The organism is Amycolatopsis sacchari, from assembly GCF_900114035.1.
GTDB lineage: Bacteria > Actinomycetota > Actinomycetes > Mycobacteriales > Pseudonocardiaceae > Amycolatopsis_E > Amycolatopsis_E sacchari.
In genome coordinates, this window is record NZ_FORP01000017.1 from 67,320 (window position 1) to 89,087 (window position 21,768).

General features: G+C 72.6%; 24 protein-coding genes. 12 read left to right on the forward strand and 12 right to left on the reverse strand.

The features are described 5' to 3' along the window. Nucleotides 1-9: 9 nt before the first annotated feature. From BMZ92_RS25110 to BMZ92_RS25130, 5 genes are read left to right on the forward strand one after another with little or no spacing between them, the layout of a single operon-like run. The gene (locus BMZ92_RS25110; protein ID WP_091512182.1) at nt 10-411 is read left to right on the forward strand and encodes a carboxymuconolactone decarboxylase family protein; all 402 of its coding nucleotides are present in this window, start codon (nt 10-12) and stop codon (nt 409-411) included. Next, nucleotides 408-1,148 carry an SDR family NAD(P)-dependent oxidoreductase gene (locus BMZ92_RS25115; RefSeq protein ID WP_245783238.1) on the forward strand — a complete coding sequence of 247 codons (741 nt, stop codon included), beginning with the start codon at nt 408-410 and terminating at the stop codon, nt 1,146-1,148. Before BMZ92_RS25110 ends, BMZ92_RS25115 begins: the two co-directional genes overlap by 4 nt. A gap of 10 nt (nt 1,149-1,158) precedes the next feature. After that, nucleotides 1,159-1,932, forward strand: coding sequence for an SDR family NAD(P)-dependent oxidoreductase (locus BMZ92_RS25120; RefSeq protein ID WP_091512184.1), 774 nt, complete (start codon nt 1,159-1,161; stop codon nt 1,930-1,932). Continuing rightward, nucleotides 1,932-3,443: an acyl-CoA synthetase gene (locus BMZ92_RS25125; protein WP_091512187.1), complete on the forward strand. Its 1,512-nt coding sequence runs from the start codon at nt 1,932-1,934 to the stop codon at nt 3,441-3,443. The genes BMZ92_RS25120 and BMZ92_RS25125 overlap by 1 nt, the downstream gene beginning before the upstream one ends. Further along, nucleotides 3,440-4,177 carry an SDR family NAD(P)-dependent oxidoreductase gene (locus BMZ92_RS25130; RefSeq protein ID WP_091512190.1) on the forward strand — a complete coding sequence of 246 codons (738 nt, stop codon included), beginning with the start codon at nt 3,440-3,442 and terminating at the stop codon, nt 4,175-4,177. The genes BMZ92_RS25125 and BMZ92_RS25130 overlap by 4 nt, the downstream gene beginning before the upstream one ends. A gap of 503 nt (nt 4,178-4,680) precedes the next feature. Here the strand turns inward: BMZ92_RS25130 and BMZ92_RS25135 are convergent. Beyond that, nucleotides 4,681-5,253, reverse strand: coding sequence for a hypothetical protein (locus tag BMZ92_RS25135; RefSeq protein WP_091512192.1), 573 nt, complete (start codon nt 5,251-5,253; stop codon nt 4,681-4,683). Between the two features lie 134 nt (nt 5,254-5,387). On the opposite strand from BMZ92_RS25135, the gene BMZ92_RS25140 reads away from it, so the two are divergent. Beyond that, the gene (locus tag BMZ92_RS25140; RefSeq protein WP_091512194.1) at nt 5,388-6,272 is read left to right on the forward strand and encodes an SCO4651 family lipoprotein; all 885 of its coding nucleotides are present in this window, start codon (nt 5,388-5,390) and stop codon (nt 6,270-6,272) included. Here BMZ92_RS25140 and BMZ92_RS25145 read toward each other — a convergent pair. Further along, complete coding sequence (locus tag BMZ92_RS25145; RefSeq protein ID WP_091512197.1) at nt 6,250-6,888, reverse strand: M15 family metallopeptidase; 639 nt, start codon at nt 6,886-6,888, stop codon at nt 6,250-6,252. The two genes, BMZ92_RS25140 and BMZ92_RS25145, sit on opposite strands and share 23 nt — an antisense overlap. Nucleotides 6,889-6,918: 30 nt before the next feature. Between BMZ92_RS25145 and BMZ92_RS25150 the strand changes: the two genes are divergently transcribed. Continuing rightward, the gene (locus BMZ92_RS25150; protein ID WP_218153547.1) at nt 6,919-7,539 is read left to right on the forward strand and encodes a class II aldolase/adducin family protein; all 621 of its coding nucleotides are present in this window, start codon (nt 6,919-6,921) and stop codon (nt 7,537-7,539) included. A gap of 83 nt (nt 7,540-7,622) precedes the next feature. Here the strand turns inward: BMZ92_RS25150 and BMZ92_RS25155 are convergent, their stop codons facing one another. After that, nucleotides 7,623-8,576: a GlxA family transcriptional regulator gene (locus BMZ92_RS25155; RefSeq protein WP_091512199.1), complete on the reverse strand. Its 954-nt coding sequence runs from the start codon at nt 8,574-8,576 to the stop codon at nt 7,623-7,625. 71 nt (nt 8,577-8,647) lie between these two features. On the opposite strand from BMZ92_RS25155, the gene BMZ92_RS25160 reads away from it, so the two are divergent. Continuing rightward, a complete protein-coding gene (locus BMZ92_RS25160; protein ID WP_091512358.1) occupies nt 8,648-8,977 on the forward strand; it encodes a cupin domain-containing protein in 330 nt (109 codons plus the stop codon). Here the strand turns inward: BMZ92_RS25160 and BMZ92_RS25165 are convergent, their stop codons facing one another. From BMZ92_RS25165 to BMZ92_RS25175, 3 genes are read right to left on the reverse strand one after another with little or no spacing between them, the layout of a single operon-like run. Continuing rightward, complete coding sequence (locus tag BMZ92_RS25165; RefSeq protein ID WP_091512201.1) at nt 8,978-11,158, reverse strand: xanthine dehydrogenase family protein molybdopterin-binding subunit; 2,181 nt, start codon at nt 11,156-11,158, stop codon at nt 8,978-8,980. Continuing rightward, nucleotides 11,155-12,138, reverse strand: coding sequence for an FAD binding domain-containing protein (locus BMZ92_RS25170; protein ID WP_091512203.1), 984 nt, complete (start codon nt 12,136-12,138; stop codon nt 11,155-11,157). Before BMZ92_RS25170 ends, BMZ92_RS25165 begins: the two co-directional genes overlap by 4 nt. Then, nucleotides 12,135-12,620, reverse strand: coding sequence for a 2Fe-2S iron-sulfur cluster-binding protein (locus BMZ92_RS25175; RefSeq protein ID WP_091512206.1), 486 nt, complete (start codon nt 12,618-12,620; stop codon nt 12,135-12,137). Before BMZ92_RS25175 ends, BMZ92_RS25170 begins: the two co-directional genes overlap by 4 nt. 104 nt (nt 12,621-12,724) lie before the next feature. On the opposite strand from BMZ92_RS25175, the gene BMZ92_RS25180 reads away from it, so the two are divergent. After that, nucleotides 12,725-13,369, forward strand: coding sequence for a TetR/AcrR family transcriptional regulator (locus BMZ92_RS25180; RefSeq protein ID WP_091512208.1), 645 nt, complete (start codon nt 12,725-12,727; stop codon nt 13,367-13,369). A 3-nt stretch (nt 13,370-13,372) separates the two neighbouring features. Here BMZ92_RS25180 and BMZ92_RS25185 read toward each other — a convergent pair whose 3' ends face one another. Both BMZ92_RS25185 and BMZ92_RS25190 read right to left on the reverse strand, forming a co-directional pair. After that, entirely contained in the window at nt 13,373-13,879 is a 507-nt protein-coding gene (locus BMZ92_RS25185) for an MOSC domain-containing protein (RefSeq protein ID WP_091512360.1), read from the reverse strand. A gap of 10 nt (nt 13,880-13,889) precedes the next feature. After that, nucleotides 13,890-14,498, reverse strand: coding sequence for a LysE/ArgO family amino acid transporter (locus tag BMZ92_RS25190; protein WP_091512214.1), 609 nt, complete (start codon nt 14,496-14,498; stop codon nt 13,890-13,892). Between the two features lie 68 nt (nt 14,499-14,566). On the opposite strand from BMZ92_RS25190, the gene BMZ92_RS25195 reads away from it, so the two are divergent. Continuing rightward, entirely contained in the window at nt 14,567-15,454 is an 888-nt protein-coding gene (locus BMZ92_RS25195; protein WP_091512217.1) for a LysR family transcriptional regulator ArgP, read from the forward strand. A gap of 34 nt (nt 15,455-15,488) precedes the next feature. Here the strand turns inward: BMZ92_RS25195 and BMZ92_RS25200 are convergent, their stop codons facing one another. Further along, nucleotides 15,489-16,721 carry an acetyl-CoA hydrolase/transferase family protein gene (locus tag BMZ92_RS25200; protein WP_091512222.1) on the reverse strand — a complete coding sequence of 411 codons (1,233 nt, stop codon included), beginning with the start codon at nt 16,719-16,721 and terminating at the stop codon, nt 15,489-15,491. A 45-nt stretch (nt 16,722-16,766) separates the two neighbouring features. Then, entirely contained in the window at nt 16,767-17,936 is a 1,170-nt protein-coding gene (locus BMZ92_RS25205) for an amidohydrolase (RefSeq protein WP_091512225.1), read from the reverse strand. A 61-nt stretch (nt 17,937-17,997) separates the two neighbouring features. On the opposite strand from BMZ92_RS25205, the gene BMZ92_RS25210 reads away from it, so the two are divergent. After that, a complete protein-coding gene (locus BMZ92_RS25210) occupies nt 17,998-19,446 on the forward strand; it encodes an aminotransferase class I/II-fold pyridoxal phosphate-dependent enzyme (protein ID WP_091512227.1) in 1,449 nt (482 codons plus the stop codon). Here the strand turns inward: BMZ92_RS25210 and BMZ92_RS25215 are convergent. Continuing rightward, nucleotides 19,427-19,876 (reverse strand): 2'-5' RNA ligase family protein, encoded by a 450-nt coding sequence (locus BMZ92_RS25215; protein WP_091512230.1) that lies wholly within the window; start codon nt 19,874-19,876, stop codon nt 19,427-19,429. The genes BMZ92_RS25210 and BMZ92_RS25215 overlap by 20 nt on opposite strands. Nucleotides 19,877-19,990: 114 nt before the next feature. Between BMZ92_RS25215 and BMZ92_RS25220 the strand changes: the two genes are divergently transcribed. Further along, nucleotides 19,991-20,347 (forward strand): hypothetical protein, encoded by a 357-nt coding sequence (locus tag BMZ92_RS25220; RefSeq protein WP_143249937.1) that lies wholly within the window; start codon nt 19,991-19,993, stop codon nt 20,345-20,347. 248 nt (nt 20,348-20,595) lie between these two features. Here the strand turns inward: BMZ92_RS25220 and BMZ92_RS25225 are convergent, their stop codons facing one another. After that, complete coding sequence (locus BMZ92_RS25225) at nt 20,596-21,765, reverse strand: ROK family protein (protein ID WP_091512234.1); 1,170 nt, start codon at nt 21,763-21,765, stop codon at nt 20,596-20,598. Nucleotides 21,766-21,768: the final 3 nt, after the last annotated feature.

Below are 21,768 nucleotides of genomic sequence, written 5' to 3' on the forward strand. Positions count from 1 at the left end.
GAGACCGCAGTGTCCTCTGTGGAACTGACCGAGCAGCAGCGGGAGCTGCGCGAGCGGTTCGTGTCCGAGCGCGGCTACTGGAACCAGTTCTGGGAGGGGCTGCTCAGCCTCGACCAGGAGTTCTTCGAGGCGTACCTGAATTTCTCCGCCGTGCCCTGGCGCAAGGGCGTGCTGGAGCCGAAGGTGCGCGAGCTGATCTACACCGCCATCGACGCCTCCACCACGCACCTCTACGAGCCCGGCCTGCGGCAGCACATCCGCAACGCGCTCGGCTACGGGGCGACGAAGGAGGAGATCATGGAGGTGCTGGAGCTGACGAGCGTGCTCGGCATCCACACGTGCACGCTCGGGGTGCCGGTGCTGATGGAGGAGCTCGCCGCGCACGAGCAGCGCAACGGCCGGCTGTCGTGACCGGCGTGCTCGACGCGGGCGGTCCCGCCGGGATGCGCGGCCGCCGGGCCGTCGTCACCGGCGCCGCCCGCGGCATCGGGGCCGGGATCGCCCGTGAGCTGGCCGCCGCGGGCGCCGAGGTGACCGTTTTCGACCTGCGGGACCCGGCCGGAACGGTAACCGCCATCCGGGAAGCCGGTGGCCGGGCCACGGGCAGGACGCTGGACGTCTCGGACCGCGCCGCCGTCGAGGAGGCGTTCGGCGAGCTGCCCGGGCTCGACACCCTGGTCACGTGCGCCGCGATCTACGGCGACACGGTGGCGGTCGACGAGCTGGGAGAGTCCGAAGTGGACGCGGTGCTGGGCGTGAACGTCAAGGGCACGCTGTGGTCGATCAAGGCCGCGCTGCCGTTGCTGCGGGACGGCGGCGGCACCGTGGTCTGCATCGGTTCGGTGGCGGGCAAGGTCGGCGGCGTGCTCGCCGGGCCGCACTACGTCGCCAGCAAGGGCGCCGTGCACGCGCTGGTGAAGTGGCTCGCCAAAACCGAGGCGCGGCACGGCATCACCGCCAACGCGGTCGCCCCCGGCGTGGTGGACACCGACATGGTGGCGGGACGGGGCTACCGGCCGGATTACTGCCCGCTGGGCAGGCTCGCCCGGCCCGAGGAGATCGCGCGGGTCGCGGCGTTCCTCGCTTCGCCCGCCGCGAGCTACCTGACCGGCGCCGTGGTGGACGTCAACGGCGGCTACGCGATGTGAGGAGGCAGGAATGGACTGCGCTGTAGTCACCGGCGCCGCGTCCGGGATCGGGCGGGCGTGTGCGCTGCGCTTGGCGGAAAGCGGTTTCACCGTGGCGCTGCTGGACGTGGGCGACGCGGGGGAGACCCGTCGGCTGGTGGAGGAGCGGGGCGGCACGGCTGCCGGTTTCGCGGTCGACGTCACCGACGAGGCCGCCGTCGCCGGCGTCGTCGGGCGGCTGCCCGGCCCGCCCAGGGTGCTCGTCAACGCCGCGGGGATCATCATCCGCAAGAAGCTGCTGGAGACCTCGGTGCAGGAGTGGCGCCGGGTCGTCGACGTCAACCTCACCGGGTACTTCGTCCTGCTGCGGCAGGTCATCCCGGCGATGGCCGCGGCAGGGGGCGGCTCCATCGTGCAGATCGCGTCGATCGCCGGTCACACCGGCTACGGCTTCTCGTCCTACACCGCGGCGAAGGGCGGGGTCCTCGCGCTGACCCGCCAGCTCGCCGCGGAACTGGCCGAGCAGGGCATCCGGATCAACTCGGTCAGCCCCGGGGTGGTCCACAGCGGACTGAACAGGGACACGCTGGGCAACGAGGTCATCCGCTCGGCCACGGTCGGCAACATCCCACTGGGCCGCATCGGCGAGCCCGACGACATCGCGAAGGTCGTCGCGTTCCTCGCCGGGCCGGACGCGGCGTTCGTCACCGGTGCCGATCTGGTGGCCGACGGGGGCATGATCAGCACCATCCACTGGGGCAAGGCCGGCGGCGAGCTGCACAGCTTCCACAGCAGGGAGGGTTGATGGACAACTTCGCCGGGGTGCTCGACCACAACGTCGGCCGTTACCCCGACAAGATCGTGCTCACGCAGGGCGAGCGGCGGCAGACCAACCGGGAGTTCCTCACTCGCGTCAACGCGCTCGCGGCCGGGTTGCGGGAGCTGGGCATCGGCCGTGGGGACGTGGTGGCCCTGCTGCTGTACAACCACCTCGAGTTCCTGGAGGCGGTGTTCGCGCTCAACCGGATCGGGGCGGCGTTCCTCCCGCTGAACTACCGGCTCTCACCCGCCGAGTGGGAGTTCATCCTCGGGCACGCCGAGGCGGCGGCGTTGCTGACCGAGCCGGAGTTCGCCGACGCGGTGTGCGGGATTCCCGTGCCGCGCAAGCTGTTGCTCGGCGGTTCCCGCGACGGCTGGGTGTCCTACGAGGACCTGGTAGCCGGGCACCTCGGGGAGAGCGTACCCGTCGAACCGGTGGGGCCGGACGACCTGCAGCGCCTGATGTACACCTCGGGCACCACGTCGCGGCCGAAGGGCGTGCGCATCACCCACACCAACCTGCTGGCCAAGAACCTCGGCCACATCGTGGAATTCGGCATCACGGGTGAGGACACCACGCTCGTCTGCGGTCCGCTCTACCACGTCGGCGGCCTCGATCTGCCCGGGCTCGGTACCCTGCACGCGGGTGGTTCCCTGGTCGTGCTGCGGAAGTTCGACGCCCGCGAGGTGGTGGACACGATCGAACGCGAGCGCCCGACGAACGTGTGGCTCGCGCCGTCGATGATGAACGCCCTGCTCCAGCTGCCGGATCTCTCCCGGCGGGACACGTCGTCGATCCGCTTCATCATCGGTGGCGGGGAGAAGATGCCGGTGCCGCTGGTGGAACGCATCCGCGCCGCGTTCCCGTCCGCGTGGTTCGCCGACGCCTACGGGCTCACCGAAACCGTCTCCGGCGACACGTTCAACGACCCCGGGCACATGCTGTCGAAGGTGGGGTCCGTCGGGCGGCCCGTGGTGCACCTTCGGGTGCGGATCGTGGACGAGCTGGGTGCCGAGGTGCCCGCCGGGCAGCTGGGCGAGATCACGTTGTCCGGACCGAAGGTGTTCGCCGGTTACTGGCGTGACGAGGAAGCGACGGCGAAGGCGTTGCGGAACGGGTGGTTCCACACCGGCGACATCGGCCGCGTCGACGAGGACGGCTACCTCTACGTGGAGGACCGCAAGAAGGACATGATCGTTTCCGGGGGCGAGAACATCGCCACGCCCGAGGTGGAACGCGTGCTGTACGAGCACCCGGACGTGGTGGAGGCCGCCGTCGTGGGCAAGTCCCACGAGCGGTGGGGCGAGGTGCCGCTGGCGTTCGTGGTGCTGCGCGCAGGCGCGGCGGTGACGGCGGAGGAGCTGGCGGCGTTCTGCCGCGCACGACTCGCGAAGTTCAAAGTGCCCGCGGAGATCCGGTTCCTCGACGAACTGCCACGCACGCCGTCGGGCAAGGTGCTCAAGCGCGACCTGCGGTCCCTGCCGGTGATCGCGTGATCGGTTTCGACCTGACCGGGCGCACGGCGTGGGTGACGGGTGCGGGCAAGGGCCTCGGCCGCGCGATCGCGCGGGGCCTCGCCGCGGCGGGCGCGAGGCTGGTGCTCACCTCCCGCACCCGCGCCGATCTCGAGGACCTGGCCGCGGAGCTGGGGGAGGGCACGCTCGTCCTGCCCGGCTCCGTCGCCGATGCCGGGTTCGCGGACGAGTGCGCCGAGCGCATCGGGCACCTCGACGTGCTCGTCCACTGCGCCGGGATCAGCCCGACGTTCAAGCGCAGTGAGCGCGTGACCGACGAGGAGTGGCAGCAGGTGCTGCGCGTCAACCTCGACGGGACGTGGTTCTGCTGCCGCGCCGCCGGGCGGCGGATGCTGGAACGGGGCGGGGGCAGCATCGTCACCGTCTCGTCCGTGCACGGCACGACGGGCTTCGAGCGGATCGCGGCGTATGCGGCGAGCAAGGGCGGGGTCGAGGCGCTGACCCGGGTGCTGGCGGTGGAGTGGGCCGACCGCGGCGTGCGCGTGAACGCCCTCGCGCCCGGCTACTTCGCCACCGACCTGTCCGGCGGGCTGATGGCGAGCCGCTGGGGCGAGGTGATCCGCCGCGGCGTGCCGCAGGGGCGGATCGGCGCGGCGGATGAGCTGGCGGGCGCGGCTGTCTTCCTGGCGAGCGACGCCTCGTCGTACGTCACCGGCACCACCCTCTACGTCGATGGTGGCTGGACGGCGCACTAGGCTGCTGGGTCTTCCCGAGCTTCTTCGTACGCGTTCGCGTCGCCCCGTGCCCACGCCTCGGCGAGCGAGCCGACCACCAAGGTCACTGCCGTCCTCAGCTCGGGTGCGGCCACGATCTTCCTCCCCGGGTGACGTATCTGTATTTGTGCAATATCTGCACAAATACAGATGATGTTCGTGGCAACCTCGACGCCTGCACCGTCCGAGTGGTACGCGCTCAGCCCGCTCGCCCTCGAGGGGCCGTAGACCTCCGGCCAGCTGTCCGCCGCCACGGGCCGGGCACGTACGCCGGAGCGGGCACCCGGAGGATCGCCGCAAGGTGGTGGTCGAACGGGTCCCCGGCGCACGGTCCGAGATCGAAACGATCGTCGGCCCCCGGCGCCACATCGCCGACGTCCTCACGCGGACCGGGGCGTGCCGGGCCGAACGCGCAGCCCCCCGAGCGATCGGTCCCGGCACGCACCGCCATTGTCCCTGGTCAGCGCTCCGTGTGCGGGACGGTTTCAGCCGAACGGGCGGAAGCGCGGCGGGGTCTCGCCCGCCTCCCACAGCAGTCGCGCGCACGTGTCGACCAGGACGAACGGGAGTTCCTCCGTGACGGGCATGTGCCGGATCGCGGGGTAGACCGCCTCGCCGAGCACGACCGGCTGCGAGGTCTGGAGCACGGCGGGCTCGCCGTCGGCGTCGAGGGTGACCACGACGGCGGTGCCGTCGGCCATCCGCAGGATGGTCGTGCCCGCGGAGTCGCTGTTCGGCGGGGTGAACCGGGCGCCGGTGCCGGCGTAGTGGCCGCGCAGGCCGGGATCGATGCGCTGCCAACGGGTGTCGCCGCCCGAGACCAGCCGCGGGTCGCCCGTCGCGGCGAGTTCCTCGCGCACCGCCTCGACCACCTGCCGGACGGGGATCGAGGGGTCGACGGGCTCGATCACCTCGTAGAGGAGGAAGCGCGTCTCGCCCGGGGCGGGCGGCAGCAGGAACAGGTGGAGCAGGGTGAAGTGCTCGTCCGCCGCCCGGGTCATCGTGATCAGCCTGCGCACCAGCAGGCCGCGCAGCCGGGCCGCCCGTTCGCCGTCCATCGCCGAGAGACTCGGCGCCAGGGATCGCACACCCGCACCCTACAAAGCGTCGCTTACGTGACGATCATCACACCTGTAAGTGTGATCGCCGATTGGGGGGCATCCGAGGCGCACTGGGAGCGAAGGAGGACAACATGCGCACAGCGTTGGGGGCGGCCTCGGGAGCCGCGCTGGTGGCGGCGGGTCTGGCCCTTTCGGCCTGCTCGGCGGACGGGAGCACGGCGGCGCCGGCCGCCCAGCAGGAGAACTCGCCGGACCGGGTGGTGGCCGCGGCGTACGAGAAGACGACGGACGCGCGCACCGCGAAGACGAAGATCGACACCCAGGTGTCCGCGAACGGGCAGTCCATGCCGATCAGCGCGTCCGGCGTGATCGACTTCGCCGGCCGCGCCGCCCAGCTGACCACGACCCTGCCGGGCGGGGCGGGCACCAGCGAGACCAGGTTCGTCAACGGCACCGTCTACCAGCAGCTGCCGGGTCAACTGGGGGCCCAGCTCTCCGGCGGCAAGCCGTGGATCTCGATCGACGCGGAGAAACTGGCGCAGCAGCAGTACGGCGCCTCGCTGGACGACCTGGGCACCAATCTGACCGACCCGGCCGACACGCTGGGCTACCTGCGTGGCGCGAGCGACCAGGTGCGGGAGATCGGGCCGGACACGGTGGACGGCACGCCGACGAAGCACTACGACGTGACGCTGAACCTGGACAAGGCCGCCGCCGGGCAGTCGCCGCAGGTGCAGCAGGGGACCCAGCGGCTGGAGCAGCAGCTGGGCACGCACACCCTGCCCGCCCAGGTCTGGCTCGACGACCAGGGCCGCCTGCGGAAGCTGACCACGGAGGAGAAGATCACGCCGACGACGAGCGCGTCCGCCTCGCCGGGCGCCGCGCAGACCGGGCCGGTGACCATCTCGATCACGGAGACCTTTTCCGACTTCGGCACGCCGGTGAGCGTGACCGCGCCGCCCGCGGACCAGACCGCGGACGTGACGGACCGGCTCACGCAGCAGGGCGGTCGCTGACCGGGCCGTAGCGGGTGGCGGTGGCACTGGTCAGGTGGGCCCAGTAGCGCTCACCGTACGACCAGTGCCACCACTCGGTGGGGTAGTTGACCAGGCCCGCCCGGGTGAGCGCGGCGGCGAGGAGGTCGCGGTTCCGGCGGGCCCGGGCGGAAATCCCGGCGGCGTCGGTGAAACAGGCGCCGCGGCTGCTTTCCGGGTCGGCGTTCACCGCGGTGCCGAGGTCGAGTTCCTCGCCGTCGGCGGTGGCCAGTGTGAGGTCGACGGCCCCGCCGGTGCAGTGCGGCGCGACCTCGGGCGGGGAGACGAACTTGCTCGCCTCCACGTGCAGCCGTTCGCCGGACCAGTCGGGGTGGTTGGCCCGGAGTTGCGCCTGGTAGCCGGAGAAGTAGCGTTCCTGCAGTTCGGGGGAGCGGTAGCCCTCGACGATCAGCAGCCGCAGGCCGCCGGGGAGCGCGGCTTGTGCGGAGAGCAGCCGCCGGACGACGTCCTCGCGGAGCAGCGGCGAAATCCCGGGGGAGCGCGGGGCGAACGGGAGCCCGGGTGAGGTGATCAGCTCCTCGCCGTTGTCGGAGACGGGGATGGCGGCGATGCGCGGGTCGGACAGCAGCACGGTCATGGCACCCATCCTGTACGGCAGGATGGCCCCGTGGACGAGCTGATCGCGAAGCTGGCCGAGGTCGGGCGCCGGGCGGTGGAGCTGGGGCTGGTGGTGGCGAGCGGCGGCAACCTGTCGGCGCGGCTGCCCGGCGCTCGGGAATTCGTCGTGACAGCCGCCGGGACGTGGCTGGACCGGCTGCGGCCCGAGGACTTCGTGAGGATGACCCTCGACGGCGAGACCGTCAGCGGGGCCGCGCGGCCGTCGAGCGAGTGGAAGCTGCACCAGCGCACGTACCGGGTGCGCGAAGACGTGAATGCGATCGTCCACGTGCACCCGCAACACGCCGTGCTCGTCGACGCGCTCGGCCACCCGATCCGGCTGTTCACCCTCGACCACGCGACGTACGTGCGCAGCGTCGGGCGCGCCGCCTTCCACCCCAACGGTTCTGACGAGTTGGCCGACGCGGCGGCGGAGCAGGCCAGGGAGCACAACTGCGTCCTGCTGGCGCACCACGGCTGTTCCACACTGGGCGCCGACGTCGACATGGCGTTCCGGCGGGCGCTCAACCTGGAGGAAGCGGCAGTGGCGACCTACAGGGCCCTCACCCTCGGCGACACGACGACCGCCTTTCCCGCGGAGGCATGGGGTTCGGTACACGAGGTGGGTTGAGCAGTGGGCGCCGCCTGTTCGCCTACGGGACCAAACCCCTGGGCCGCGTTGGCTGCGGCCGTCCTGCTCGTGCGGCTGACCGATCAGGCGTTCACACCCGCCCGGAACGCCCGCCGGTAGGCGCCCGGCGTCGTGCCCAGGGCGGTCGCGAAACGCCGGCGCAGGTTGGTCGCCGACGACAGGCCCGTGCGCCGGGCGATCGCGTCCAGCGGGAGGTCCGTCGACTCCAGCAGGTCCTGCGCCGCCGCGATCCGCTGCGTCAGCAGCCACTGGCCGGGGCTCGTGCCGAGCTGGTCGGCGAAGCGCCGCGCCAGGGTGCGCGGCGACAGGCCCGCGTGCGCCGCCATGTCCTCCAGCGTCACCGGGTCACCGAGCCGCCCGGTGACCCACTCCAGCAACGGCGCCAGCGTGCCGTCGATCTGCGCGGGGTGCGGCGGCGCCGCGTACTGCAGCTGCCCGCCCTCGCGGTGCGGCGGCATCACCATCCGGCGCGCGACCTGCGCCGCGTACCGGGCGCCCTGGTCCTTGCGCACCAGGTGCAGGCACAGGTCGAAACCCGCCCCGGCACCCGCGCTCGTGGCCACGTCACCGTGGTCGACGTACAGCACGTCCGGGTTGAGCCGGACGCGCGGGAAGCACGCCGCGAACTCCTCCGCCTGCGCCCAGTGCGTCGTCGCCTCGCGGCCGTCGAGCAGGCCGGCGTGCGCCAGCGCGAACGCGCCCGAGCAGATGCTCACCACGCGCGCCCCGCAGGAGTGCGCGTCACGCAGGGCCTGGACGACGGCGGGGGAGGGCGGCACCTCCGTCGGCAGCCAGCCGGGCACGATCACCGTGTCGGCGCGGCCGAGCGCGTCCAGCCCCTGCCGCACCAGCATGTCGAACCCGGCGTACGTGCCGACCGGGCCGGGCTCCTCCGTGCACACCTCGAAGGCGTACCGCGTCGGCAATCCCTGTCGCTCCACCCCGAACACCTGTGCCGCGCACCCCAGTTCGAACGTCGACTGCGGCGCGCGGACGAGGGCCACCACGCGATGCATGGCAAAAAAGTACCGCAGGATGTCTTTCCTGACACTCGGCGGTGCGGCACCCGTTCGTCAGGCTGGTGCCCATGACGACACAGCACACCCCCGGTTACGTGTGGTCCGCGGTCGAGGACGCCCCGGTCCGCGAGCTCTTCCCCGGTATCCGCCTGCGCACGCTGTGGCGCGGCGACGGTGGCGCCACGGCGCACGTCCTGGAGATGGACCCCGGTTCGCACTGGGAGGGCATCGACGTGCACGAACCGGGCCCCGAGGAGGTTTTCGTGGTTTCCGGCGTCTTCAACGACGGCGAGCGGGACTACCCGGCGGGCTCGTTCATCCACGCCCCCGCCGGGTCCTCCCACGTGCCGCAGACGACGGCCGGCTGCACGCTGTTCCTCTTCTACCCCGAGGGCTGACTACAGCAGCTTGTCCAGGGTGATCGGCAGGTCGCGGACGCGGACGCCCGTCGCGTGGTGGACCGCGTTCGCGACCGCCGCGGCCACGCCCGTGATGCCGACCTCACCGGCCCCGAGGATGCCCAGCGGCGTCGACGGATCCGGATCGTCCAGAGTGGACACTTCGATGGGTGGCACGTCGGCGTGCACGGGGAGGTGGTACTCGGCGAGGCTCGGGTTCATCACGCGTCCCGTGCGCGGGTCGACGAGGGTTTCCTCCGCCAGCGCCATGCCCAGCCCCATCACGATGCCGCCGCGCAGCTGGCTGTGCGCCGTCTTGCGGTTGACCACCGTGCCGATGTCGAACACCGCGAGCCAGCGCGAAACCCGCACCTCGCCGGTTTCCGGGTCCACCCGCACCTCGCAGAAGTGCGCTCCCGACGCGGCTTTCACCCAGCGCCGCTGCTCCCGGAGGTACCGGGCCACGAACCGCACCTGCCCGGTCACCCGCCCGAACCGGCTGTCCGAACCGACCGCCGCCTCCACGTACGGCTTGGCCGCCCGCCGCAGGATCTCGGCGGGGGAGTCACCGCCGGTGCGCTTCGCCAGCGACGCCAACGACCGCTGGACCTTTCCGCACGCTTCGCCGAGGCTCCGCGCTACGCTCGCCGTCTGCGCGGACCCGCCCGCGGCGGGCCCCATCGGCAGCGCGGAGTCCCCGTACTCGACGCGCACGGCGTCGAACGGCACGCCCAGCGCGTCCGCGGCGATCTGCGCCTGCGCGGTCGCGCCGCCCATGCCCATCTCCTGGAACCCGCAGCGCACCACCACGGTCCCGTCGGCGGACACGCGCACCCGCACGTTCGCCGGGAACTCCACCGCCGGGTGGTACGCCGAGGCCGCCCCGAACCCCACCAGCCAGCGGCCGTCCCGCATGGACCGCGGCCGCGGCGCCCGCTCGTGCCAGCCGAACCGCTGCGCGCCCACCTCGTAGGCCTGGCGCAGCCTCCGGTGCGAGAACTGCTTGCCGTCCAACGGGTGCCTGTCCGGTTCGTTGCGCAGGCGTAGTTCGACGGGGTCCACGCCCAGTTCCTCCGCCAGCTCGTCCATGGCGGACTCCAGTGCGAAGGTGCCGATCGACTCGCCGGGCGCGCGCATGAACGTGTTCGGCAGCAGGTCCATCGTCACGGTCTCCTGCCGCACCAGGATGTTCTCCGCGCCGTACAGGTGCCGCGACTGAGAGGTGATCTGCTCGGGCATCCCGCCGGTCCGCCCGAGCCGCGCGACGCTGGTGTGCACCAGCGCGGTCAGCTTCCCGTCCCGGCCGGCGCCCAGCGCGACGCGCTGCACCGACGGAGTGCGGCCGCCGACCGTCCGGTAGACCCCTTCCCTGGTCTGCAGGAGCCGCACCGGCCTGCGGGTCGCCCGCGCCGCGAGCGCGGCGAGGATCGTGCCGGCCCAGACGCTGCCCTTCCCGCCGAACCCGCCGCCGACGAACGGCGCGATCACCCGCACGTCGGTGACCGGGATGCCGAACCGCACCGCCAGCTGCGAACGGAACCAGTCGATCCCCTGTGTGGAGTCGTGCACGGTGAGCCGGTCGCCCTCCCACACCGCCGTCGTGGCGTGCGGTTCGATCGCGTTGTGCGAGTGGCCCGGCGTGGTGTAGCGGTGGTCGACGGACACCGGTGCGGCGGCTAGCGCGGCTTCCGCGTCGCCCTTCTTCTCCTCGCCCTTCGCCAGCATGCTGTTCGCCTGGGGCTCGGCGTTGGGTACCGCCGCCGCGAAGTCCACAACGGACGGAAAGGTCTCGTACTCGGCCCGTACCAGCCCGGCCGCCTTGCGCGCGGCGGTGGAGGTCTCCGCGACGACGACCGCGATCGGTTGCCCGTCCCAGTGCACCTCGTCGTCCTGCAGGTAGTTCACCGAGGTGCCGGACGCCATCGAGCTGAGGTTCAGCGGGGTGACCTTCGGCGCCGGCTTGAGCGGCGGCGCGTTGAGGTGGGTGAGCACGGTGAGCACGCCCGGTACCGCGGCCGCCTCCTCCGTGTGCAGCCTGGTGATCCGGCCGCGGCTCACGGTCGCGAACGCCAGCGCGGCGTGCGCGAGGCCCGGGTAGGTCTGCTCCGCGGCGAAACGGGCCGCGCCGGTGGTCTTGGCCCCGCCGTCGACGCGGTCCAGTGGCTGTCCGACGACGGTCATGCCGCGCTCCTCTCCCGCAGCCCGCGCAGCGCCGAGACGATCGTGCGCCGGGCCAGTGTCACCTTGAACTCGTTCTGCGGCCGGGTGACCGCGGCGGCGAGCTCGGCCTCCGCCGCGCGGGCGAAGGACTCCTCCGTCGCGGGCGCGCCCAGCAGCACGCGCTCGGCTTCCCTTGCCCGCCAAGGTTTTGTGGCCACGCCGCCCAGTGCCAGGCGCACGTCGGCGACCACGCCGTCCTCGACGGCCAGCGCGGCGGCGACCGACACCAGCGCGAAGGCGTACGACGCGCGGTCGCGCACCTTGCGGTAGCGGGAGTTCGCCGCGACCGCCACGGCGGGCAGCTCGACGGCGGTGATCAGCTCGTCCGGGGCCAGCGTCGTCTCGACGTGGGGCCTGTCGCCGGGCTCGCGGTGGAACTCCGCGAACGGGATGCGCCGGACACCCCGGGTGCTCTCGACCTCGACGGTCGCGTCGAGCATCGCCAGCGCGACGGCCAGGTCGGACGGGTGCGTCGCGATGCAGTGCTCGCTCACGCCGAGCACGGCCGTGCCGCGCGAAAACCCTTCCAGGGCGTCACATCCGCTGCCGGGGGAGCGCTTGTTGCACGCCGCCGCGTCGTCGTAGAAGTACAGGCAACGCGTGCGCTGCAACAGGTTCCCGCCCACCGTGGCCATGTTCCGCAGCTGCGCCGAAGCGCCGTTCAGCACCGCCTGCGCCAGCACGGGGTACCGCGCGCGGATGAGCGGGTCGGCGGCCAGCTTGCTGTTGCGCACCAGTGCGCCGATGCGCACCCCGCCGTCCGGCAGTTCCTCGATGCCGGTGAGCGGCAGCCGCGTGATGTCCACGAGCGTGCCCGGCGACTCGATGCGCTCACGCATCAGGTCCACGAGGTTCGTGCCGCCGCCGAGGAACTTCGCGTCGTCGTCCTCGGTGATGGCGCGCAGGGCCGTGGCGACGTCCGGAGCGCTGACGTACCTCATTCGGCCACCTCCTTGATGGCCGCGACGATGCCGTTGTAGGCGCCGCAGCGGCAGAGGTTGCCGCTCATCCGTTCGCGGATCTCCTCGTCGGTCAGCTCGGCGGACTCCTCGACGTCCTCGGTGACCGCGCTGGGCATGCCCTCCTTGTGCTCGGCCAGCATGCCCACGGCGGAGCAGAGCTGGCCCGGCGTGCAGTAGCCGCACTGGAACCCGTCCGTCCGCACGAACGCCTCCTGCAGCGGGTGGTCGAGCCCCTCGACGGTGGTGATCTCGCGCCCGTCGTACTGGACGGCGAGGGCGAGGCACGAGTTGATGCGCTCGCCGTCGGCCAGCACCGTGCACGCGCCGCACGCCCCCTGGTCGCAGCCCTTCTTCGTGCCGGTGAGCCCGAGGTGCTCGCGGAGCGCGTCGAGCAGGCTCACCTCCGGTTCGAGTTCGAGTGATCTGGCGGATCCGTTGACCCGCAGGGATATCGCGGTCATGACTGCCTCCCGGTCAGCGCCTGTGACCGCCGAAGCTAGCAGAACGCTGTACTCTTAACAAGAGGACGCCGTTCTTTAAACTGGGGGCATAGAATGATCCGGACATGTCCAAGGGAGCGTTTCTGCGGGCCAGGCGCCCGGAGCACAAGGAGCAGCGCCGCGAGGCGATCCTCGCCGCGGCGCGAGAGCTCGCGCTCCAGTCGGGCGTGGGCAAGGTGAGCCTCGGCGCGGTCGCCGAAGCGGTGGGGCTGGCGAAGTCCAACCTGGCCCGGTACTTCGCGACGCGCGAGGAGATCTTCCTCGAACTCAGCGTGCGGGAGTGGCAGGACTGGGAACGGGCGGCGTGCGAGCAGCTCGAAGCCGGGGCCGACGTGGTGGACGCGCTCGTGGACACGATCGTCGTGCGGCCGCTGTTCTGCGATCTCGTCGCCCACAGCTCCCTGACCCTGGAGCACAACATCACCAGGGAGGCGGCGCGCGCCTTCAAGCTGGGCGTGCTCGCCGCCACCGGGAACATCGCGCGGGCGGTCGCGCGGGCCCGGCCCGATCTGACGGAACGCGAGACGGTCGAGCTGGTCGGCGCCACGGCCGGGTTCGCGTCGATGCTGTACCCGGCGGCGAACCCGCCGCCCGTGCTGGCGGAGCTGTACGCGACGGACCCGGAGGTGGCCGCCGCGTGCATCCCCTTCGGGCCGACCGTCCGGCGGGCGGTCGCCGCGATCGCGGCGGGACTGCCCGCGTTGCGCTGAGCCTCAGCCCTCGACGAGGAGCTTCGCCGGGCCCACGCTGAGCGTGCCGTCGGTCACTGGCACGCACCGCACGCCGCCGTGGCCGCGCAGCGCCTTGAACGCGCCGGGCGCGAGCACGGTGTCCATCCACGCGCAGGGGTGCGCGGGCCGGTGGGCCTGGAAGCGGACCGGCCCGTCGCCGGAATCGAGGCTGAACTCGCGTCCTCTGGGCAGTTCGTCCACGGGGTAGCCGCGCAGGATGATGTTGCGGCGGGTCAGCAGCGGGTCGGGGACGGCGGGCAGGCCGAGTTCGGCGGCCAGGCGGTCGAGCACGTCCGCGTCGAACACCGTCACCGCCGCGTTCCGGTGGGCGGGGTGGTCGAAGTAGCGGTCGCCGACGAGGCCGAGCCCGGCCCGCACGCTCACGCGGCCGGTGCCCGCCGCGGCCGGATCGGGGCGCGGTCCGTCCGCCGGGCGGCCCTCGAAGGCGTGCACCGGCGAGACGAGCAGCGCCACGATCTCGATGTCCACGGTGAGCACGCTAGGGGATCAGCAGTGTCACGCCGACCGTGACCATCGTCGCGGCGACCAGCCCGTCCAGCACGCGCCACGACGAGGGGCGCGCGAAGAAGCCGGTGAGCAGGCGGGCGCCGAAGCCGAGCGCGGTGAACCAGCAGACGCTCGCCAGCACCGCGCCGAGCGCGAACTCCCAGCGCAGCGCGCCGTGCGTGGCGGCGATCGAACCGAGCAGCAGCACCGTGTCGAGGTAGACGTGCGGGTTGAGCCAGGTCATCGTGAGGCACGTCAGCGCCGCCCGCCGGGAGGAACCCGCGGTCGTGCCCGAGACGGTGAGCGCGGCGGGCCGGAACAACCGGCGCGCGGCCAGCACCCCGTAGCAGATCAGGAACCCGCCGCCGAGCACGCCGACGACGGTGAGCGCGGCGGGCTGTGCTCGCACGACCGAGCCGATGCCGGCCACCCCGAGCGCGATGAGCACGGCGTCGGAGGCGGCGCAGATGCCGACGACGAGCGGCACGGCTTCGCGGCGGATCCCTTGGCGCAGCACGAAAGCGTTCTGCGCGCCGATGGCGACGATGAGCGAGAGGCCGGTGCCGAAACCGGCGGCCACGGCCAGCAGGAGCGGGGACACACCCCGACGTTAGGAAGTGTGCTGTCAAGAGTCCAGCTAAGGATTCTTACGTATCATTAGCGCTCGTGATGCCACTGGACCAGGTCCGCACCCTGCTGGCCGTCGTCGACGAAGGCACCTTCGACGCCGCGGCAGCGGCGCTGCACGTGACGCCCTCGGCGGTGAGCCAGCGGATCAAGGCGCTGGAGCAGAGCACCGGCCGCGTGCTGCTCCTGCGCACGAAACCGGTGCGGCTGACCGAATCCGGCGAGGTCGTGGTGCGCCTGGCGCGTCAGCTCGCGCAGCTGGAACACGACGCCCGGCGCGAGCTGGGCCTGGCGCACGAGGGCGAGCCGGCGACGCTCCCCATCGCCGTGAACGCCGATTCGCTCGCGACGTGGTTCCTGCCCGCGCTCACGCGGGTGCCCGCCGAGCTGCGTGTGTGCTTCGAGCTGCGCCGCGAGGACCAGGACCACACGACGACGTTGTTGCGGGAGGGCGTCGTGATGGCGGCGGTGACCTCGTCGCCCGACCCGGTGCAGGGTTGTTCGGTGACCGCGCTCGGGCGCATGCGCTACGTCCCCGCGGCGAGCCCGGAGTTCGTGGCGCGGTGGCTGGACGGCCCGCTGCGCCAGGCGATCGGGCGGGTGCCGGTGGTGGTCTTCGACCGGCGTGACGACCTGCAGGACCGCTTCGCCCGGCGGCTCACCCGCGGCCGGGACGCCGGCAGGCTGCGGCACCACGTCCCGTCGTCGGAAGGTTTCCTCGACGCGGTGCTGGCCGGGATGGGCTGGGGCCTCGTGCCGAGCGCGCAGGCGGAACCGCGCCTGCGCGAGGGCGGGCTCGTGCTGCTGGACCCCCGGCGCGCCGTCGACGTGCCGCTGTACTGGCAGCAGTGGAAGCTCCACTCACCCGCCCTCGCCGCGACGGCGGAAGCGGTGGCCGCGGTGGCGGGGGAGGCGCTGGAGCCGTTCTGAGGGCGGGTGGCTCAACCCAGCCGCGACCCGCCCCTCACCGCAGCGGGAAGCCCAGCGCCCGCCCGCCTTCCCGCAACTCCTCGCGGGCGTCCGGGTGTGCGACGTTGTCCACGATCTCCTGCGCCTGGCTCGCCGCGTCGCGGCCCCAGATCGTCGCCGTGCCTTGTTCGCTCACGATGAAACTGTGCTGGAACGACGTGACGGGGCCGGCCAGCCGCGGCACGACCGTCGAGACGTCCGCCTTCGGGTGCCACGAAGGCAACGCGATGACCGCCCTGCCACCGGGGGAGTGCAGCGCCCCCACGACGAAGTCCGTCTGCCCGCCGAACCCCGAGTAGATCACCCCGTGCACGCGCCCGGCGTTCGCCTGCGCGTACAGGTCCACCTGCAGCGCGCTGTTCACCGACACCAGCGCGGGCTGCCGCGCGATCAGGCCCGGATCGTTCGTCTTCTCCGTGCGCAGCATCCGCACCCTCGGGTTGCGGTCCACCCAGTCGTACAGCTCCGCACTGCCGAAGACGAACGACGCCGTCAGCGGCACCTCCTCGTCGAGCGCGCCCGCCTTGTCCAGCCCCAGCACACCGTCGCTGAACATCTCGGACCAGATCTTCAGCCCGCGGCGGGCCGTGAGCGCGGCGAGCGTCGCGTCCGGGACCGCGCCGATACCCAGTTGCAGCGTCGCGCCCTCCGGTACCAGCTCCGCGACCCGGGCGCCGATCGTCTGCGAGACCTCGTTCGGCGGGCGCGGCACGGGGTTCGGCAGCGGCTCGTCCACCTCGATGGCGTAGTCGATCTCGTCCAGCGTCAGCACCGCGTCGCCGTTGGTGAACGGCATCTGCGGGTTGACCTGCGCCACCACGAGACCGCCGCGTGCCCTGGCCGCCTCCACCGCCGCGGGCAGGATGTTCACCTCCGTGCCCAGCGAAACCGTGCCGTCCCGCGGCACCGATGTGTGCAGCAGCACCACGTCGGGCGGCAGCGTCTGCTTCAGCAGCGGCGGCACCAGCGACAGCCGCGACGGGAAGTACCGCAGCCCCGGCTTGCCCCGCATCCCCGGGCCGACGAACGGCGTCTCCAGCGTCACCCCCGGCCGGTCCGGCACCCCGTGCTGCGCGTTGAGCATGAACAGCCGGTACTCGGCCAGCGCCCCGTCGAGGAGCGCGAGCGCCCGTGCCGGCGTCGCGAAATTGCCCGCCGCCACGACCCGGGGCACGCCGGGCAGCCGCGAGAGGGCCGCCGCGAGCTGGGAGTCAGAGATCGTCCGCACGAAGCCATTCTTCCCGGCCCGGGGGGCAGGCACGGGGGACCTTGGTCACCGTTCGGCCGCCGCTTGCCGCGAGAACTCCGCCCACGCCGCGTCCTTCGCGCCGGTGAGCACGTCCACCGCGGTCCTCGCAAGCGCTTTCGCCGACGCCAGCACCACGGTCCTGGCCCGCTCGCTCGCGGCCGCGGCGGCGAACTCCGGCGTGTGGTCGGACTGCTCCGGCCCGGTGATCGCGACGAACGGGTGGATCGCGGGCACGGTCGTGCTGACGTTGCCGATGTCGGAGGAGCCGAGGAACACCCCGGGTTCCGGCGCGGACATCGGGATGCCCAGCTCACCGAGGTGCCGGGCGAACGCCTCCGACAACACGGTGTTGTTGCGGAAGTGCGCATAACCCTCCCGCGGCCGCTCGACGGTGACGGTGGTGCCTGTCGCCTGCGCGATGCCCTCCGCGGCCTCCCGCAGCTGCCCCGCCAGGCGGTTCAACGCGGCCGTGGTCAGGCCGCGCAACCCGAACCGGCCCTCGGCGAGGTCGGGCACGATGTTCGTCGCCTCACCGCCGCGCGTGATGATGCCCTGCACGTGTGACCCCGCCGGAAGGCGGCGTTGCAGCACCGCCAGCACGTTGAACAGCTCGATCAACGCCGCGAGCGCGTCGACGCCCTCCGTGGGGTTGCCGGTGGGGTGCGCGGCGCGGCCGTGGAAGGTGACGGTCAGCTCGGTCTGCGCGGTCAGCGGCGCCCAGGACCAGCTGTGCGTCCCGGGGTGCATCATGAGCGCCGCGTCCGTCCCGTCGAACACACCCGCCGCCAGTTCGAGGACCTTCCCGCCGCCGTTCTCCTCGGCCGGGGTGCCCACGGCGAGCACCGTGCCGGGCAGCTGCGCCTGCCGGAGCGCCAGCGCCGCGCCGAGCGACGCGGCGGCGATCAGGTTGTGCCCGCACGCATGCCCGAGCCCGGGCAGCGCGTCGTACTCCATCAGCAACGCGACCCGTGGACCGCCTTCGCCCGCACGGCCAGTGAAGGCGGTCGGCATCCCCGCGACCCCGCGCTCCACCGAAAATCCACCCTCGGTCAGCTCCTCGCACAGCCGCGCGGCGGCGCGGTGTTCCTCGAACGCCAGCTCGGGGTCGTGGTGCAGCGACAGCGCCACGTCCCACAGGCGGTCCGCGAGCCCGTCCACGGCACTGTCCACAATGGGGTACCAGCGATCAGCCATGATGTCCGGCTACCCGGGCCGCGGCGGTTTGATCCCCCGCCCGCGCGGGCATTTCCGGAGCATGGACCACAGTCGGGCACCGGCGCTGGAGGCGTTGCGGGAGTTCCACGAGCGCGGCTACGTGCCGTTCAACCCACCGGGGCACAAACAGGGCCGCGGCGTGGACGAGGACGTGCTGGACGCGGTCGGGGAAAGCGTGTTCACGGCCGACGTGATCTCGGTGAACGGGCTCGACGACCGCCTGTCGAGGCAGGGCGTGCTGTCCCGGGCGCAGGAGCTGATGGCCGACGCCGTCGGCGCCGAGCACACGTTCTTCTCCACCTGCGGCAGTTCGCTGTCGGTGAAGAGCGCCATGCTGGCCGTCGCGGGCCCGCACGAGAAGCTGCTGGTCGCCCGGCACGCGCACAAGTCCGTGATCTCCGGGCTGATCGTCAGCGGTGTCGAGCCGGTGTGGGTGGACCCGCGCTGGGACGCCGAGCAGCACCTGTCGCACCCGCCGGGCGTGGACGAGGTGCGCGACGCGTTCGACCGCGCGCCCGAGGCGAAGGGCATGCTGCTGGTCACGCCCACCGACTACGGCACGTGCGGCGACATCGCGGCGATCGCGGAACTGTGCCACGAGCGGGACCGGACGCTGATCGTCGACGAGGCGTGGGGCGCGCACCTGCCCTTCCACGACGACCTGCCGCCGTGGGCGATGAACGCGGGCGCCGACCTGTGTGTCACGAGCGTGCACAAGATGGGCTCGGCGGTTGAGCAGAGTTCGGTGTTCCACCTGCAGGGCGACCGCGTGGACCCGGCCGTGCTCAAGGCGCGGGAGGACCTGCTCGGCACGACCAGCGCGACGTCGCTCGTGTACGCGACGTTGGACGGCTGGCGGCGGCAGATGGTGCAGCACGGCAAGGAGCTGCTGAGCGCTGCGCTGGAACTGGTGCATTCGGTGCGGGCGCGGCTCGACGGGATGCCGGGGCTGCGGGTGCTGGCGGAGGAGTTCGCGGAGCTGACGAGTTCCTACGACCCGCTGAAGGTGGTCGTGGACGTCTCGGGGCTCGGGATCAGCGGCTACCAGGCGGCCGACTGGCTGCGGGAGCACCAGTGCGTGACGGTCGGGCTGTCGGACCACCGGCGGGTCGTCGCGCAGTTCACCTACGCGGACCGGGAGGAGACGGCGGAAGCGCTGGTGTCCGCGTTCGAGGCGCTGGGCGGAGCGAAGCTGCCCGAGCCGAAGCCGGTGGACCTGCCGACCCCGGACGAGCTGCGGCTGGAGACGGCGATGCTGCCGCGGGACGCGTTTTTCGGCCCTGCCGAACAGGTTCCGGCGGAGCAGGCGGTCGGCCGGGTCGCGGCGGAGATGCTCACGCCGTACCCGCCGGGCGCGCCCGCGGTGGTGCCGGGCGAGGTCATCACGCGCGACGTGCTGTCGTACCTGCGCTCGGGTCTCGCGGCCGGGATGTCGGTCCCGGACGCGGCCGACTCCTCGCTGGACACCATCAGGGTCGTGGCGAAATGACCGGCCGCCAGCCGCCGGAGGTGCGTTCGACGAAGTAGGGCCCGAGGACCGGGGTCCGGCACGGCAGCAGCTCGCGGACGACCTCGCCGACGCGGTTCGCACCCGCGCCGAGCGCGAGCGTGACGTGTGCGGGAGGCGTGTCGCCGTAGCGGCCGTCGTAGGGCGTCGTCGTGGGGAACTCCGCGCGCAGCCGGGCCAGCACCGGGTCGAGGTCCGGCGTGGTCGCGCCGACGAACCCGTCCTCGACGAGCAGGCCGGTCAGCTCGATTTCGCCGGGCAGGTCGAGCGCCGCGATGCGCCCGGCCGTTTCCGCGCTGGCGGGCGGGCCGGGGTAGAGCAGCGAGACGTGCGCGGGCAGGGCCCTGACCAGCTCCGGCGCGACGCGGCGGACGGCGTCGAGCAGAGGTTCGGCAGCGGGGGTCAGCACCACGACAGCGGTGGAAATCGTGTCCTCCGGTCGGTAGGGGGGCCAGGATTCGTACCAATGCGTAACGGTTGAGTGACTCAGCGCACCCGGCGGTGTCCGTCGTCCTTATCGTGGAGTATGACCGAGAACTCGCCCCTTGCGGTGATGCGGCAGGTCGAGTTGAACCAGCTCCTGATGGAGGTACGGCGCCGTCAGGTTGACCCGCACGTCCTCGTCACGGAGCTGGATCTGCTCGGTGACGACCTGTTCTCCCACCGGATCAGCCCCGCCGAACGGCGGCGCTCCCTCGCACTGGTCCTGCTCGGGATCCTCACCGGGATCCTGCTGGTCGGTGTGCTCGTGCTGGCGCTGCTGAGCCAGCCCATCCCGGACCTGCTCTCCGGCCTCGCCGGCAGCGGGCTCGGTGCCATCGCCGGGATCCTGACGTCCTCCGGCGCCCCCATCGATGTCCCGAGGGCGGGAACACCGGTCTAGCGGTTTGGATGGCTTGCGAGCCGGTGCGGGTAGCGGAACCTGAGGCCCGCCCGCCAGCCCGACCACCACGCCTCACGGACGCTCCGCGGCTGTGCCTCCCACCACGTCAGCGCTGTCCTCGCGAGGAACCGCCCACCCGTCGCCCACCACCACCCTCAACGGACGCGCTCCGCGCGGCAGAGCCGATTCAGACCCGCGGCGGTGCCGGTTGCGCGGGTGGGAAAAGCTGCGGCTGCGCGACATCACATCTAGCCCAGCCACCGCACCGGGTCGGCGAGGAGGGTGGACAGGGCGCGGAAGGCGGCGCCCGTCGCGCCGGGGGCTGGGATCGGTTGTGCCGCCTCGATCTTCGGCGGGGTCCAGCGGGCGGACAGCACACGGGTCCGCAGCTGCTCCTCCAGGTCGTCCCGGAGCAGGTCGGCGAGGTGGGCCAGGTGCCCGCCGAGCACGACGGTGGGGATGTCGAGCACGTTGACCACTCCCGCCAGCGCCACCCCGAGCGCCCGCGCCGCCGTCCCGATCGCGGCGAGTGCCCGTGCGTCCCCCTCGGTCGCACGGGCTGCCAGTTCCGCCGGGCTCGACAAGCCGGCCGCGGCCAGCAGCGCCGTCCTGCCCGCGTAGGTCTCCAGGCACCCCGTCGACCCGCAGCGGCAGCGCGGGCCGTTCGGGTCGGCGGTGACGTGCCCGATCTCGCCGGCCCAGCCGTGCCGCCCGCTCATCACCCTGCCGCCGAGCACCGCGGCCCCGCCGATGCCGATTTCGCCTGACAGGTAGACGAAATCCGACACCGCGCCGGGCCTGCCGGGTGCCGTCTCCGCGACGGTGCGCGCCGCGAGCGCGGCTTCGTTGTCCACCAGCAGGTCCAGCCCGTCCGGCACCGCGTCCCGCAGCAGCGGTTCCGGGCGCACGTCCGACCAGCCGAGGTTCGGCGCGCGCAGCAGCGTGCCCGTTTCCGCCGCGACCAGACCGGGCAGCGCCAGCCCCGCGCCCGTCAGCGTGACCGGGCGCGGCAGGTCGCCGAGCACCCTCCGGCACAGCCGCGCGAGCCTGCCGAGCGTGGCTTCCGGGTCGCTGCCCACGAAGTCGTCCTGCTCCTGCGCCTCGCCGACGACCTCGCCCCGCAGGTCGATCACCCGCACCGCGAGGTAGCCGGCGTTGACCTGCAGCCCGAGCGCGGCGAACCGCGAGCCCGGCACGAGCGGGGTGGCCGGCCGTCCCCGGCCCGCCGCGGCGGGCTCGGTCTCGGCGAGCACCCCGCCCGCGACCAGTTCGTCGACCAGCCGCGACGCGGTCGCCCTGGTCATCGACGTGGCGGCGGCGACGTCGGCGCGCGACGGCGGGAGCGCCGCCGCGCACACCGTGCGGGCCACCAGCGCCAGGTTGGTGGCCCGCAGGGTCGACTGCCGCGCGCTCGTCACCGG